Source organism: Roseburia porci (assembly GCF_009695765.1).
GTDB classification, from domain to species: domain Bacteria; phylum Bacillota; class Clostridia; order Lachnospirales; family Lachnospiraceae; genus Roseburia; species Roseburia porci.
The window spans coordinates 1-15,397 of sequence record NZ_VUNI01000035.1 but is presented as its reverse complement, the minus strand read 5'-3'; the positions used below and the strand labels follow the sequence as shown (position 1 = coordinate 15,397).

Sequence of the window (15,397 nt, the reverse complement as noted above, 5' to 3'; positions counted from 1 at the left end):
GGAAGCATTCTTCTTAGCAAGGCTTCCTTAAGTTCTTGACTGTAGTTCATAGTGAAAGCTCCTTCCTGTGATAGTTATATACTACCACAAAAACTTTTTTCTTTCACTGACAACTATTCTAACACACAGGGCTTGTTCCAATTGCTTTGCAAAAGTTTCAAGAATATACTGATGTGCATAAACTGCTTGTTCATATTCTTCTTTATTTATTTCTAATATTGTTTTGCATAACTGTGTATAATTTTCTATTACTGATTCAACAAACTCTGCATATACAGGGAATTGCTTTATTATTTCAACCGCCACTTCCTTTTCCATATATGGAATCATAGATGAAAACTCCATCACTTTATCCTTAGTTAAATTGCGAAAAGATTCAATTTTTAAAGCTTTTTTTACAGCTTCTTCTGAATGATATCTTTTTCTTATTTTCTTTTTCATGATTACATTCCTCCTCATATAATCAAGTGTTTTTTTATTGAAAATTCAAGGTTTTTAAGCCTTGTATATCTCAGCGAATAAGCCGATGCTATGAGCATTTCGTTGTATCAGGTACTGAAATAGCGGATAAATGGTATACAAAATAAAACGTCATTGTTTTTCGCTTTACTGGCCTTGTGTATACCCATCCCTCTATGGCAGCTAACCTCCTATATCCACCAGGATCATCTCTGTCTCCAGAGGTCCTAACTTCCTTCGTCCTGCCTGCCCATAACCAGGGTGTCAGCTATGCTCCTTTGCGGGGTCATGCCCCATGGAAATAATTCCTGCCGACTCCTACTTTGAAAAATAAAATAAGCCGCTAGGGAGCAAAAATTACTCCTTAACGGCTATGTAAAATCATTCAATATTCAATTATTAAAAGCAACATGAAACTGAAAGTTTCACTTCTCATTATCAAGTTCTAATAACAATTTTACACCTAATACAGTAGCTGGGACTCTATAATTCGGGGCGAGATTTGAAAGCACAACAACAGCTGTACCTGTTTCGGGATTAAAACCAAGATAGCTATTATAATTTCCTGTACCACCATTATGCCATATGATGTTATTCTTACTATCAAGAATCCAAGACATTCCTATCTCATCCATATGAATACCCATGGTTTTATACATTTCGGTTGATGCATTAATGCTTTTCAGGCTATTATGGCAATCTGAAAAATATGAATTATCTTCAAGTTGCATCTGTGCGTATAAAAGCATATCCTCAATATTTGATGTGACAGCTCCCGCTGACAAATATGCATCGCCTTCTTTCCAATCCCAATACTTTCCAAGGTCTCCGCTTTTATCAGAAATCTGTGTTGAGGTTAAACATAATTCATTTTGTGCAAAATCATTTAACAAGCTTGTATATTCCGTTTCATATACTGACTCAAGAACAAGTCCTAATACTGCATAACCATAATTAGAATATACGAAATCATAACTTGCTTTATTCATATTCAAGTTTCCTGCTTTGTCAGAAACCATTTCTTTTGTAACACCATAAAAATCATTTCTACCATTAAAAAAGTTAGAAACCATAGGACTTTCTAAATAATATCCTTTATAGCCTGAAGTATGTGTCAATAGTTCCTCTATTGTTGGATATGTATTTCCTTCCGGTAAAGATAAATAGTTGTCTATTGTACAATCATTATTTGAGGAACTGGGCGGCAAATACGAAAGGCAAGGGGATTATTTGATACCGTGCTTAACTGTACCCGCCGAAGAAGAACAGGCAATAGGCATCTGGGGGCAACGGCATTTAGATTATCTAAAACAGTACCGTAAAGTTACATACACCAATCTTCTTACAAGCGGCAGGCTAAACGCCTACCTTGCCGACATCAACAGACAGGCACAGGAACGCTTTGAAAGGCTCATAGAGGGTATGAAACAGGCACAGGGCATAACGGAACAGCTAAAGGCAGAAAACGCCTTAGAATGGACAGGATGCCTCAATAACATAAGGGCTTGTGCGAGGGAGATTGTGGAAAAGGAAATTATTTTTGCATAAACAGATGATTAGTGGCAGGGGGAAATCCTGCCGCTTTTTCTGCTTTAGTTTGTCAGCTTGACAAATAAAGGGTTAAGGAATATAATTAGATTCAGTTTTATACAAGGAGTTAATAAATATGCGGCAAGGTATTCTTAAATAAACTGTCAATTTGATAGTGGGAACAAAAAGTAGCAGTCCCGTTTCACTTTTAATATGGGGCTTAGTTTTTTGTACCCAGTTTAAGAATACTTTTATCATGTAATTTTATATGCCCGAAAACATATAAGTGTTTTGGGGCTATTGGAGTTATTTACCCAGTGATAGGAGTATTTATCACTGGGTATTTTTATGCCCTTTTTTGGGTGTTGATAGGAGGAAAATCACATGAAAATAATTAACATAGGCATTCTGGCTCACGTTGACGCAGGAAAGACAACATTAACGGAGAGTTTATTATATACCAGTGGTGCAATTGCAGAACTAGGGAGCGTAGATGAAGGCACAACAAGGACAGATACAATGAATTTGGAGCGTCAAAGGGGAATCACTATCCAGACAGCAGTGACATCTTTTCAGTGGGAGGATGTAAAAGTCAACATTATAGATACGCCAGGCCATATGGATTTTTTGGCGGAAGTATACCGTTCTTTATCCGTTTTAGACGGAGCAGTATTATTAGTTTCTGCAAAGGATGGCATACAGGCACAGACCCGTATACTGTTTCATGCACTACAGACAATGAAGATTCCGACAATCTTTTTCATCAATAAAATTGACCAAGAGGGGATTGATTTGCCAATGGTATATCGGGAAATGAAAGCAAAGCTTTCTTCGGAAATTATAGTGAAGCAAAAGGTTGGGCAGCATCCCCATATAAATGTAACGGACAATGACGATATGGAACAGTGGGATGCGGTAATTATGGGAAACGATGAACTATTAGAGAAATATATGTCAGGGAAACCGTTTAAAATGTCAGAACTGGAACAGGAAGAAAACAGGAGATTCCAAAACGGAACGTTATTTCCCGTTTATCACGGAAGCGCTAAAAACAATCTGGGGATTCGGCAGCTTATAGAAGTGATTGCCAGTAAATTTTATTCATCAACGCCTGAAGGTCAATCTGAATTATGCGGGCAGGTTTTTAAGATTGAATATTCAGAGAAAAGGCGGCGTTTTGTTTATGTGCGTATATATAGCGGAACATTGCATTTGAGGGATGTTATTAGAATATCTGAAAAAGAGAAAATAAAAATCACAGAGATGTGTGTTCCGACAAACGGTGAATTATATCCATCCGATACAGCCTGCTCTGGTGATATTGTAATTTTACCAAATGATGTTTTGCAGCTAAACAGTATTTTGGGGAACGAAATGCTGTTGCCGCAGAGAAAATTTATTGAAAATCCTCTCCCTATGCTCCAAACAACGATTGCAGTAAAGAAACCTGAACAGCGGGAAATATTGCTTGGGGCACTTACAGAAATTTCAGATGGCGACCCTCTTTTAAAATATTATGTGGATACTACAACGCATGAGATTATACTTTCTTTTTTGGGGAATGTGCAGATGGAAGTCATTTGTGCCATCCTTGAGGAAAAATATCATGTGGAGGCAGAAATAAAAGAGCCTACTGTTATATATATGGAAAGACCGCTTAGAAAAGCAGAATATACCATCCACATAGAAGTCCCGCCAAATCCTTTCTGGGCTTCTGTCGGGTTGTCCATAGAGCCGCTCCCTATTGGAAGCGGAGTGCAGTATGAAAGCAGAGTTTCACTTGGATATTTAAATCAATCGTTCCAAAATGCGGTTATGGAGGGGGTTCTTTATGGCTGCGAGCAGGGGCTGTATGGATGGAAAGTGACAGACTGTAAAATCTGTTTTGAATATGGATTGTATTATAGTCCTGTAAGTACCCCCGCAGACTTTCGGCTGCTTTCCCCTATCGTATTGGAGCAGGCTTTAAAAAAAGCAGGGACAGAACTATTAGAGCCATATCTCCACTTTGAAATTTATGCACCGCAGGAATATCTCTCACGGGCGTATCATGATGCTCCAAGGTATTGTGCAGATATTGTAAGTACTCAGATAAAGAATGACGAGGTCATTCTGAAAGGAGAAATCCCTGCTAGATGTATTCAAGAATACAGGAACGATTTAACTTATTTCACAAATGGGCAGGGAGTCTGCTTGACAGAGTTAAAAGGATACCAGCCAGCTATTGGTAAATTTATTTGCCAACCCCGCCGCCCGAATAGCCGTATAGATAAGGTTCGGCATATGTTCCACAAGTTAGCTTAACAGCTTGCAAAAGTCATATAAAATGAGATTTGAAAGGAGAATGTAACTTCATGTTTGCTAAAAATTCAAAGGCATATTCTGTCTACCTGCTGTTCCGATTTGTCTGTTCCCTGGCGGTTTCTATGTCCACAGTGCTTTCCATCGTGTACCACCTGGAGGTGGTGCAGCTGGATGCTTTCCAGCTTGTCCTGGTAGGGACGGTTCTGGAGACCTCCTGCTTTCTGTTCGAGATACCCACCGGTGTGGTGGCGGATTTGTATAGCCGTCGGCGCTCGGTGCTGATTGGAATGTTCCTCTACGGCCTGGGCTTTCTGATGGAGGGTGCGCTACCGTGGTTCGCGCCGGTTCTGCTGGCCCAGGTTGTCTGGGGTTGCGGTGATACCTTCATCACCGGCGCTCTGGAGGCGTGGATTGCCTCGGAGGAAGAGGACAAACCCATAGACAAGGTGTTCCTGCGGGGCAGTCAAATGGGGCAAATCGGCGGCGTTCTGGGCGTGGTGCTGGGCACACTGCTGGGAAACATAAACCTGCAAATGCCTGTCATCTTGGGGGGCAGTTTGTGCTTGTTGTTGGGGCTGGTGATGGTTCGCATCATGCCAGAAACCAACTTCTCCCCTGCTATTGAGGAACGGCAGGGCTTGCTTAAAGACTTTGTCTGCCTGTTCAAGCTCAACCTGGGCTTTGTGAAAGGCGCACCTGTGTTGCTGGCGCTCTTAGCAATCACACTATGCGGGGGACTTGCCAGTGAAGGCTTTGACCGGCTCTCCACCGCTCATTTTCTGGATGACACGGTAATACCCGTTATCGGGCCGCTGAACAGCGTCACTTGGTTCGGTGTTATCAGTCTTATCGGCAACGGCTTAGGTATTCTGGCTTCTCAGTTGCTCATCGCCCGCATGGAGAAAAAAGGGACTGTCAGCCGAACCAGTGTGGTCATGTCCACCAGCGCCGGGTATATCCTGTGCCTGGTTCTCTTCGCGGTGGGGCGGAGCTTTTGGTTCATGTTGTTGGTGTTCCTGCTGGCGGGGCTTATGCGCACCATCAAGGAGCCTGTGCTGGCCGCCTGGATGAACGACCATGTGGATGAGAAAATGCGCGCCACAGTCTTTTCCACCAGCGGACAGCTGGACTCTTTCGGGCAGATCATCGGCGGGCCTATTGTGGGGCTGGTAGCCCAGCAGGTGTCCATACCCTGGGGGCTGGTCTGTACCGCTTTCCTGCTGTTGCCCGCGCTGTTCTTAGTGCCGGTGGCGGGAAAGAAGCGGGATTGATATGGCATAGTTAAGTTTACTGACGAGCGGGAGATTACTTCCGCTCGTCTTCATTTAGTAGCGCAAAATTTGAGGACTCTTTATTTCCTTATTCGGTATAGCGGAGGCGGCTGTCAATTCGACATAATTTTCTTGTGATACTTTACCGTACATGAGCATTTGTTTCGTATTTGAAAGAACAAACTCACCAAATAAAAAAAACGATATTCGGGTGGGTTATTTTGTTATACCCTAAATTACCCTCTGAATTTGTTTTTAAATTTGGAGGGATTTTTTTATGTCCTTTTTTCGGGCAGTTATCTATCTGCTCATACGAAGCAAAATTTATCAATACATAGCATATCAGAGAACGGCAGGAAACCAGTTAAAAAAATTTCTGCCAGTGCAACGGTACTTCTCACCTTGAAAGTAGAAGTACAATCTCCATACAATAGAATTACTATTTCCTATAACCGTAAAGGTCACAGAGCCTTTGCGGTTTTTCTTTTGTCGATTTTTGTTGGAAAGTGCCGTAGGGCTGTTTCTGATATGCGGTGTCGTTCTCCGCCTCTCCATCTGGATTTTTTACATTTCAAAAATTCAGATGGGAGGTATTTATGGTGAAATATGCACCAAGAAAGGTATATATCAGAGAAAGTGGCGGCTATGTGGAATTATCCTACACGGAGTTCTGCCGTTGCAGGGAATCCGACCAGACCTATATGGACAAGCTGTTTATCCCCATTCAAGGCTGTCTGCTTGAAGTCGTGAGGGAGCAATACACAGACTTCTACCGTGACAAGGAACGGTGGCGTTATCTGCAAAAATTAGATACAAAGAATAGACTGCTATCTCTCGACGGATTTACGGACAGCGAGGGGAATCCTCTGGACTTTATCACTGATGAAGCGGTGGACATTGCAGAAACCGTTGTCAATGCGGTCATGGTGGACAGGCTGAAAGCCGCCCTGCCTTTGCTGTCGGATAGTGAACAGGAGCTGATACAGGCAATCTTTTTTGACGGACTTTCCGAGCGTGAAGTCGGGGCGAGGTTGGGCATAACCCAGAGCGTTGTAAACAAACGCAAAGCCAGAATCCTAATAAAACTAAGAAAGATAATAGAAAATTCAAATTCATGCGCGCTTTCAATCTCACCGGATGACTGAAATTTGAGTGTGCTTTACAAATTGTAATTTCAGATTTCCTTCTTAAAGCAAATAATTTTGTTTTCTTCGTCAAAGCCTATATTTATGTGGAATCTAAATGAATCTTCATTCGTTATTTCACAATCGCTTGCAAACTCTTTACAGCCTTTATCTTTCGCCCATTGTTCACATTCAGCGCATAATACTCTTGCAATTCCATGATTTCTGAACTGCGCATCGACAACGATACCTTCAAGATAACCCACCGGACTTGATTTACAACCTTCTACATAATCATGCCTTAAACTACATAAAGCTAGTCCAACACACTGATTATCTACAAAGTGGACAAAAGCTCCTGTCTCCTCACCATAAAGATATTCTTCTATAATTTCTATAGCTTCATCTTTCGTATTATCTGGCCACAGTTGAACAATTAGTGGCGCCATTACCTCAATGTATTTATTCGTTGCTATCATAGACTAACCTCTTTATTTCATAAAATCGAATTTTGCAATTCTGCAACTTCAAATAAACGCGTGCTTTTATATCTCGCCTCTCAAACGTGCTTCTATATCAGATGCCGTGTATAACACATCCGTTACAATTACCCTTTCGTCACGGATTGTGTAAAACACTGAATAATTATCGACGAGCATTCTACGCAACTCCATTCTCTTTTCCGGCTCAGAATCCATAATCCTAAATCGTTCCGGGAAAGTGTCTAATGTAAGTATTTCATCTGCAATGCGATTATATTGCCCCATTGCATTATCAGGAGCAAGCAAATCTATAGCAATATAATTGTATATATCTTCCATATCCTGCAAAGCTTCTTTTGTAATCTCTACCTTATATTGCTTCATTAATGCCTCTCTCTAAATGCCACAAACGCACTAGCTGCATCCTCAACATTTCCTTTCTCTATATCGGCATACCCTTTTTCTAACTTTTGATGAATCTGTGTAACAGACATCATATCTGCATTCACTGAATTAGCTGCTTTTGGTAATACAATAGAAAAGGGAATTCCTCCTACTAATGATATTTGTTTTAAATACATATCTATAGCAGTAGCCATTGGTATCCCTAATTGTGCCAATACACTTTCTGCATTTTCTTTTACCTCTGGATTTACTCTTATATTTAATGTTGCTGTTTTTCCCATAGAATACACCTCCATCTTTCTTTTATTGTAACGTCTTTTGCGTTACAAGTCAATCTATGAAATATATTTTCGATGCGATAGCTTCACATTGTTTTGATTAACCATTGCATATCTGAGCGTTGTATCTATTTGCTCATGTCCCAGAATTTTCTGTACCTGTTCAATCGGCATACCTTTCTCAATTGCTCTGGTGGCCATAGTCCTTCTGAACTTATGTGGATGTACCTTTTCTACACCTAACTTCTTCCCCATTTCTCGTAATCGTAACTCCACACCGCTTTCAGTAAGTCTACTGTGTGGTTTGTTTAACGACACAAATAACGCAATATTATTATCTGTCCTTGATTCAATATAATTCAACAAATGAATTTTGGTCTTAGCATCAAAATATGCTTTCCTCTCTTTGTCTCCTTTGCCATAAACCACGCATTCCCGCTCAGAGAAATCTATATCATCAATGTTCAGCCTTACCAATTCGCCTACTCTAATTCCTGTTGAAAGCAGAAAATCAATCATTGCCCTATCACGCAGATTATTACAATTATCTCTAAGAATTTCTATTTTCTCATCCGGAATGGTATCTTTTACAATAACGGCAGTCTTTACCTTATGAATTCTTTTCATTGGGCTTTTTATAATATAATCCTCTTCCTCTAGCCACGAAAAAAATGTGGAAAGACTTCTACGAATATTATCAATAGTTACCTTTCCACAATTATTTATCGTTTGATACTCTACAAGATATTTTCGTAGCATCTCGGTCGTTATCTTTATGACCGGAATATTTATTGTATCCAACATCTTTTCGATATTACACCTATAATAGCGTATAGTTTTGTCAGAACACCCTTCTAAATGCTTTGCAGTTAAAAACATATCTAGAAATTCCACATTCGTTGTCTGCAAATAATCAGATACAGTATTTTCAGATAACCGTTTTACCAACACCTCTTGTAGTTTCTGCATCTGCGATGCATTTAATACTTCTGCCATGTCATTGATGATGTCATAAATTTCTCTACCCATAAGAGCACACTCCTTTTTGAAGGAGTATATCGTAGAAAAATCAGCACATCAACAGATCGTATTACTGAAAGTGAACAAAATCGCTGCGCGATGGCCTGCCAAGGCTGTGGCGCAGTTTTTTACTTTTTCTAAAAAAGGCAGTGACAGGATTGTCCCAAGATAGTATTGTCAAAGTACGACCAATAACAAACTTCAAACACGGGCTTAGTCCCGACAACTGCCTATGAAAATGATACCACCTTCAGGCTGCTTTCACAAGCAGTTTTATTTTGCAAATGCTCCTCCATGATAGGTTAGTTAACGTTGTATTACTACTTTTATTTCATGGAGGTTATTTTATGTACGAATCATATATTAATAAAATCGAAGATGTTGGCAAGCTTAGAAATCTTAAGCCTAAAACTATTACTCTTTACCAGAAAAATGTTTCTCGATTTTTGAATTTCATAAAAAAAAATCCCGAAGAACTGACCTGCGAAGACGCTAGAAATTATCTTCTGCATTTACAAAACAAAGGAGATAAAGCTTCTACACTTAACAATAACAACGGCTCGCTTGTATTTTTTTATAAGCGCGTCTTAGGTAAGCTATGGGATGATAACTTAGTACCTCGAGCCATTAATGATTATGCTGTTCCAGAAGTTCTTTCTTTTCATGATGTTGAGAAACTTTTAAATGCAACAGAAGATTTAAAATATAAAGCTATTTTTGCAATCATGTATTCCTCCGGCTTACGGATTTCAGAAGTATTACATTTGCACTATGAAGATATTTCAAGAAAAAATATGCAGATTTATATACGAGACTCTAAAACTCATACTGCTCGTTATGCACTATTGTCCAAGAGAGCTCTCGATATTCTTACTGAATATTGGTTCACTTGTGGAAGACCTACCGGAATTCTTTTTCCCAACAGGTGGACTGGTGAATATCTGACAACTTCCGGGCCAAGACTTGTATTCAAAAAGTCTTTAAAGATTGCCGGTCTTCCTCACAGTATACGCATGCATTCTCTGCGACACAGTTATGCAACTCATCTTTTAGAAGATGGTGTTGATATAAGATATATTCAGACCTTGTTAGGACATCGTTCCCCTAAGTCCACTGAAATCTATCTTCATGTTAGCAACAAGGCATTATTAGGTGTTCAGAGTCCTTTTGATAAGAGAGCTGGTGAAATAAATGGTTAATCCTACAGTACAGGATATATTTCACCGGTTTTATCCACTCTATTTAGAGCAGTATTCTCCTTCACCTCAGCAAGCAAAGGTGGCTCATTGTATTATCAACTGCAAAACCGGAGCTTATGGTGCCAATGTACAATTCTGTGAAGACTGTGGACATCCACAGATTCACTATAATTCCTGTCGTAACAGATGCTGTCCCATGTGCCAGGCGCTCCCAAAGGAAAAATGGATGGATAAACGTCGGGAAGATGTTCTTGAAGCTCCTTACTTCCATGTGGTGTTTACTGTACCTCAGGAACTAAATTCATAAACTATAGCAACCAACAACTTTTGTATGATGCACTGTATCATTCTGTTTCATCAACTATCAATGAATTAACAAGCGACACAAAACATCTCGGTGCAAAGGTTGGATATATTTGTGTATTACATACCTGGGGATCCGAAATGAATTATCATCCCCACATCCATGTCATTCTTCTTGGCGGTGGACTGACTGCTAAAAATCAGTGGCGTGATAAAGGTGAAGAATTCTTCCTTCCAGTAAAGATTTTGTCAAAGCTGTTTCGTGGTAAATATATGGATGAACTGAAACGCTTGTGGAATGAGAAGAAGCTTCAGTTTCATGGGAGTAGCGAAAAATATCGCAATCATTATGTTTTCAAAGAATTGCTGAATACCTGTTATGAAAAAGACTGGATCCCTCACTGCAAGAAAACCTTCAATGGTGCCCAGTCTGTCATTAACTATCTTGGAAAATATACACATAGAATTGCTATCAGCAATCACCGTATTATTCGCATGAACGACGATACCGTTACCTACTATGTGAAAGATTATCGTAAAGAAGGGAAGTGGAAAGAGTGCACCATTCCCGGCATTGAATTTATCCGCAGATTCCTCATGCATGTGCCACCGAAACGATTTGTTAGAATCAGACACTACGGATTACTATGTACTCGAAGCAAGACCAAGCATCTGACATTATGTCGGAATCTTCTTGGTTGTAAGCAGTATCTGTCACGACTGAAAGATATGGAAACACCTCAGATACTTGAAACACTCTATGGTATCAATGTCACTGTTTGTAAATGTTGTGGCGGACATCTTGGCAAACCACAACAGAGAATACCTCTACGGATTTAAAGAGTTCTATTTATATTTTTTCAAAAACCTCAGCGATGAGGTCTATTTGTCGTGCCTTGATTTTGCAAAAACAACCTGCATTTTTACAATCAGCACAATCACTTCATAATCTTCGTGAACAGATTAAGAATTGAAAGTCCATACAAATCAGCTACACGGACGCTTACTTTGTTCACTTTGGCAAAATCAAACGCGGTGCAAACGAAAGGGCAGTTTTTCTATAGTTTAAGACTGCTTTTTCGTTTACACCGCTATTGATTGTAGCCTAAAGAAGTTATCAGTCTGTTTCATCTTTTTTATATATTACGCCGTCCCATGCATAATATCCCGCGATATATTCATAATCAGGATATTCTTCTATCTCATATAATTTTCTCCCACTGTCAGATGTACAAATTACCACATTTGATATTTTATAATTTTCTAGTTTCGATGTTTGAGAATATCTAACTCCATTAAGATATATATAATCACCTTTTTCAATTGCCTCATTTTTATAACTTTTATTGTGTGCAAAATAATATCGACCACAAATAAAAATAACAACAATTGTAAGTAAAATAATAATTAAAACTATTGATTTCTTTTTTTCTACCATCATTCTCATTAGCTTCCTCTTAACATTTCATAAAATTCAAATCTTCTGTTGCTTTTCAGCCTCTCCGTAAGACTGGAATTTGTTTGTACAATGTTCAAGATATAACTGTTATTATGTCTTGATTAGAGTACAAACTCATATAAGAGGAACTTCCTCGGTACTCCAATATCAACATATGTGATTTCAACCTTATCCACATACTTAAATCCAAACGACATATACATTTTCTGTGGAATATCATTTCCCTCTATGCAATCAAGACGAATTGATTTAAGGTTTCTTTCCCTTGCTGTGTCTATTGCGTGTTGAACTAACTGCTTCGAGTATCCATGACCTCCATATTCCGGAAGGACACGCAAGGCATGAAGAACTACTGTCTCGTTATCATTTGCATCAATAAGCCATTTAACTGCGTGATACGCCTCATCACGATCATGATTCATAATATACGCCGCAACAATTCGACCATCTTCAATACCGATAAACTGATTTCTCTCTTTGATTGCATCTTTGATCATTTCCTCTGGAGGGAAACCACCTTTATCTCCCTCCGGCAGAAAATCTTTTCCGCTCAAAACTTTACACATACCGTCATAAAACTGTCGCAATTCTATAAAATTTTTCTCTTCTGCATATCTGATAATCATAGAAATCTATCCCTCCAACTTCCGATTTGAGCAAAAAGCCCAAGGGACATTAATGCCCCTTATGCTTTTCTCTCTTCTTTTGCTGTTTCAGTTCAAACATTCGCAGTTTTTCAGCTTCTTTTTTCTCTTGGCTTCTTACCTTGCGCTCTTGCTTGTTCTGTTCCTGTTGTAATTTCAAGGCTTGTTGCGATTTTGTACCAATGCCTATTTCCTGCATCTGCTTTTTCGCTTCACGCTGCATCCTTTTCGGATTTCTTTTTATATCCTTTACAACAGTATCAACAGCCGGACTGAATTTCAAACTGAAATAGTATTTTTGAACATATTCCTGCACTTCGTAATCTTTTGGCTCTGCACCAAAAGTCACTTTTGCCACAGATAATTTACCATCTTCGATACGTTCAAATATTCCTACCCAAAATGGTTCTTCAAAATACACTGTCAGCTTTCCACTTACTTTGTCCATAAGAATCCCTCCTAAATAATAGTGGAACAAAGAATGGACAACCCGGAGGGGCAGGTTACTTACCCTATTAGAAATAGGACGGCTGGGCTACCTACCAGCTCTAGTACATTTTTAGGTGTACATTGCGTTTTTATCTTTGTATTTATAATCAAGCCATATGGCACGATTAACTTAATTAGACAAATTCAAATTCTTGCATGCTTTCAATCTCTCCACAAGACTGAAAGTTTCTTAAATAATATAATTAACCATTCCATAAATCAAATGGCATACCATAAATATTGAAATAGGTATAACAGCAAGCATATTTTTTCTGTCAATAGCAAAAAACAGAAATGTCAAACATGGAAAAATAGTCAAACCCAATATAACAATGGCATTCGTCACACCTACATAATAAAATACCCAACATAAAAAATACAGTACACAACAAATAATTGTAGTTATAATAAATCGTGTGATACTTATTTTTTTACGTTCTTGATTAATGAATATGCATAACGACATAACCATTAACACCTGACATATAGATGCTATTACATCTACTGTTTTTGTAATTGACTCTCCCCTTAAAATATCATTCGGTGCTGGAACTGCAAACCAAATAAAATTAGGAATCATAATCACTATAAAAATAATCAATCCCCATATATCAAAACCTATTTTGTACTTTTTATTTTTTATCATCTCAACATCTCCACAAATTCAAAGTTACCTTCGCTTTACTATTTCTAATAGTTTTCTCACATAATCATCTGCGTGGTTTATTGAAAACTCTCCATGATACATATTAGGAAGAACTTGTATAAAACTATCCTGCAATTTTTCATGAATGATTTTAGCAGATTTTTTCATTGATTGCTTTTCTTTTTCTCCAACATAAATTTGAACGGTTGCTTCACACTCTCCAATGCCATCTTTTAGTGAATATACTGAGTTTTCCTGTAAAAAGGCAATCATATCACTCTTTCTAATAGCACAAGTATCTTTGTAATATTCATCAAACAAATTCGACTTTATTCGTAGTGATTTGAATTGCAATTTTGAAAACCACTTATACTTTATTAAGCCATAGCAACTTCCAAACGCCGGTTTAATCATAGAATATGTAAATTTTGAAGGTATCACAAGTACACTTTCCACTATTGCATACTTACATATATCTTTGCGTTGAGATAAAATTTCAAGCAAAATCTGCCCTCCAAGCGATAGTCCTCCCATCATTAAAACAGAACCGCCCAATTTGCTATTTACAAATTCTATAATATCCAAAGCATTATTCTCTATCGTTGTAAACTGCTTATCACATCCTGCATGACCATCTAATATAGGCAAAACCACATGATAATCTGTTTGAAGTCTTTCAGCAACCTCTTTGTAATTCCACCATGATAAACCGCCTCCGTGTAAGAGGATAATTACATCGCTGTTTTCTTTTCCATATTCTACATAATTCAACCTCTTTCACCTCGCTGTAAACTTCAAATTTTCTTTTCCCTAATAATTACAAATATTCCTTGGAAATTGCTTCCACACCATACATTTCCATAAATGCATCCAGGTCCGCTGCATCCCCAATCAACATATTCTCGTCAAAGTGTACGATATGCATATCTTAAAATCCAACCACATGTTCTCCGGTACAAATGCTACATTTTAGAACTGCTTCCTTATTTATTTTTCATATCGAATCTTATATGCTTTCTTCTTAAAAATAGTGAATATCTAATTTATTATCATCAAGGTCGGACATTCATCCGACCTCTTGATTATACTATAGATTCTATAAAAATTCATCTGTTATCACTGCAGCATTGCTTCTTTTTTCTTCTGTTCTGCAATCTTCTCATGAATGTTGGTATTATACAGCCTGTACAAATCCGTATCCTTGCTGATCTGATTATCAAAGGGAATTACTACCGAACCACACTTAATAAGTCCCATTCCAGATGCGGTATTAGTTACGAATCGAAGCTGTGCCTCTGATACTCCGATAACCTCCGCCATCTTGGAACTGTCTGTATTCGCCTGCTTTAAGAGTGCCACAAACTCTGAGTTTGCAAGCATTGTGGTTGCTGTGTAATTCTGCAACAGATCGACTACATTCTGCGTGATACCGGTACAAAGACCTCCCTGCTTTCTTACTTTCTTCCAGAGCTGCTGTAAATATTTCGCAGAATACTCTGAATTAAGTAAGACATGGAACTCATCAATATAGAGCCATGTTGCCTTGCCTCTCTTACCATTCTCAACAATTCTGTTCTGAATGGACTCCATCATAACAAGCATTGTGATAGGACTAAGCTCTGTACCTAAGTCCCTGATGCCATATACTGTGAATCTGTTATCCACATCCACATTTGTCTGGTGGTTGAAGATGTTAAGCGAACCATTTACAAAAAGTTCCAAAGACAATGCAATGTCTTTTGCCTCGTCCTCCGGCTGTGCCATGAGAATATCGTAAAAATCAC

General features: G+C 38.6%; 17 protein-coding genes and 1 pseudogene. 6 read left to right on the top strand and 12 right to left on the bottom strand.

What is annotated here, in order from left to right; translation table 11 throughout:
- Positions 1-81: 81 nt before the first annotated feature.
- Together FYJ75_RS13700 and FYJ75_RS13695 are read right to left on the bottom strand one after the other, a co-directional pair.
- Positions 82-441: a hypothetical protein gene (locus tag FYJ75_RS13700; protein ID WP_154430976.1), complete on the bottom strand. Its 360-nt coding sequence runs from the start codon at positions 439-441 to the stop codon at positions 82-84.
- 443 nt (positions 442-884) lie between these two features.
- Entirely contained in the window at positions 885-1,577 is a 693-nt protein-coding gene (locus FYJ75_RS13695; protein ID WP_010073961.1) for a serine hydrolase domain-containing protein, read from the bottom strand.
- Positions 1,578-1,632: 55 nt separating this feature from the next.
- On the opposite strand from FYJ75_RS13695, the gene FYJ75_RS13690 reads away from it, so the two are divergent.
- The 4 genes from FYJ75_RS13690 (at position 1,633) to FYJ75_RS13670 (ending at position 6,709) form a co-directional block, all read left to right on the top strand.
- A complete protein-coding gene (locus FYJ75_RS13690) occupies positions 1,633-2,007 on the top strand; it encodes a TnpV protein (protein WP_013291955.1) in 375 nt (124 codons plus the stop codon).
- Between the two features lie 366 nt (positions 2,008-2,373).
- Complete coding sequence (gene tet(O) / locus FYJ75_RS13685) at positions 2,374-4,293, top strand: tetracycline resistance ribosomal protection protein Tet(O) (RefSeq protein ID WP_154430974.1); 1,920 nt, start codon at positions 2,374-2,376, stop codon at positions 4,291-4,293.
- Between the two features lie 50 nt (positions 4,294-4,343).
- Positions 4,344-5,564 carry a tetracycline efflux MFS transporter Tet(40) gene (gene tet(40) / locus FYJ75_RS13680; protein ID WP_024407615.1) on the top strand — a complete coding sequence of 407 codons (1,221 nt, stop codon included), beginning with the start codon at positions 4,344-4,346 and terminating at the stop codon, positions 5,562-5,564.
- A 599-nt stretch (positions 5,565-6,163) separates the two neighbouring features.
- Complete coding sequence (locus tag FYJ75_RS13670) at positions 6,164-6,709, top strand: sigma-70 family RNA polymerase sigma factor (RefSeq protein WP_456300127.1); 546 nt, start codon at positions 6,164-6,166, stop codon at positions 6,707-6,709.
- 29 nt (positions 6,710-6,738) lie between these two features.
- Here the strand turns inward: FYJ75_RS13670 and aac(6') are convergent, their stop codons facing one another.
- From aac(6') to xerA, 4 genes are all read right to left on the bottom strand, one after another.
- Positions 6,739-7,167 carry an aminoglycoside 6'-N-acetyltransferase gene (gene aac(6'), locus FYJ75_RS13665; protein WP_154430972.1) on the bottom strand — a complete coding sequence of 143 codons (429 nt, stop codon included), beginning with the start codon at positions 7,165-7,167 and terminating at the stop codon, positions 6,739-6,741.
- A 66-nt stretch (positions 7,168-7,233) separates the two neighbouring features.
- Positions 7,234-7,554 carry a type II toxin-antitoxin system RelE/ParE family toxin gene (locus tag FYJ75_RS13660; RefSeq protein ID WP_154430971.1) on the bottom strand — a complete coding sequence of 107 codons (321 nt, stop codon included), beginning with the start codon at positions 7,552-7,554 and terminating at the stop codon, positions 7,234-7,236.
- Positions 7,554-7,856, bottom strand: coding sequence for a type II toxin-antitoxin system RelB/DinJ family antitoxin (locus FYJ75_RS13655; RefSeq protein WP_195839038.1), 303 nt, complete (start codon positions 7,854-7,856; stop codon positions 7,554-7,556). Before FYJ75_RS13655 ends, FYJ75_RS13660 begins: the two co-directional genes overlap by 1 nt.
- 54 nt (positions 7,857-7,910) lie before the next feature.
- Positions 7,911-8,882 (bottom strand): site-specific tyrosine recombinase/integron integrase, encoded by a 972-nt coding sequence (xerA, locus tag FYJ75_RS13650; RefSeq protein ID WP_154430969.1) that lies wholly within the window; start codon positions 8,880-8,882, stop codon positions 7,911-7,913.
- A gap of 338 nt (positions 8,883-9,220) precedes the next feature.
- Between xerA and FYJ75_RS13645 the strand changes: the two genes are divergently transcribed.
- Positions 9,221-10,072: a tyrosine-type recombinase/integrase gene (locus tag FYJ75_RS13645; protein WP_154430968.1), complete on the top strand. Its 852-nt coding sequence runs from the start codon at positions 9,221-9,223 to the stop codon at positions 10,070-10,072.
- Positions 10,065-11,215: pseudogene (locus FYJ75_RS14910) on the top strand (IS91 family transposase). Before FYJ75_RS13645 ends, FYJ75_RS14910 begins: the two are co-directional and overlap by 8 nt.
- Before the next feature lie 277 nt (positions 11,216-11,492).
- Here the strand turns inward: FYJ75_RS14910 and FYJ75_RS13635 are convergent.
- The 6 genes from FYJ75_RS13635 to FYJ75_RS13610 all read right to left on the bottom strand — a co-directional run.
- Entirely contained in the window at positions 11,493-11,822 is a 330-nt protein-coding gene (locus FYJ75_RS13635) for a hypothetical protein (RefSeq protein WP_227909634.1), read from the bottom strand.
- 113 nt (positions 11,823-11,935) lie between these two features.
- Positions 11,936-12,460 (bottom strand): GNAT family N-acetyltransferase, encoded by a 525-nt coding sequence (locus tag FYJ75_RS13630; RefSeq protein ID WP_154430967.1) that lies wholly within the window; start codon positions 12,458-12,460, stop codon positions 11,936-11,938.
- A gap of 49 nt (positions 12,461-12,509) precedes the next feature.
- Positions 12,510-12,926 carry a YjdF family protein gene (locus FYJ75_RS13625; RefSeq protein WP_154430966.1) on the bottom strand — a complete coding sequence of 139 codons (417 nt, stop codon included), beginning with the start codon at positions 12,924-12,926 and terminating at the stop codon, positions 12,510-12,512.
- A gap of 231 nt (positions 12,927-13,157) precedes the next feature.
- Positions 13,158-13,613, bottom strand: coding sequence for a hypothetical protein (locus FYJ75_RS13620; protein WP_154430965.1), 456 nt, complete (start codon positions 13,611-13,613; stop codon positions 13,158-13,160).
- Positions 13,614-13,637: 24 nt separating this feature from the next.
- Positions 13,638-14,384, bottom strand: coding sequence for an alpha/beta hydrolase (locus FYJ75_RS13615; RefSeq protein WP_005342006.1), 747 nt, complete (start codon positions 14,382-14,384; stop codon positions 13,638-13,640).
- A 345-nt stretch (positions 14,385-14,729) separates the two neighbouring features.
- The coding region (locus FYJ75_RS13610; RefSeq protein WP_408638938.1) for a VirB4 family type IV secretion system protein at positions 14,730-15,397 on the bottom strand (668 nt) is incomplete at its 5' end.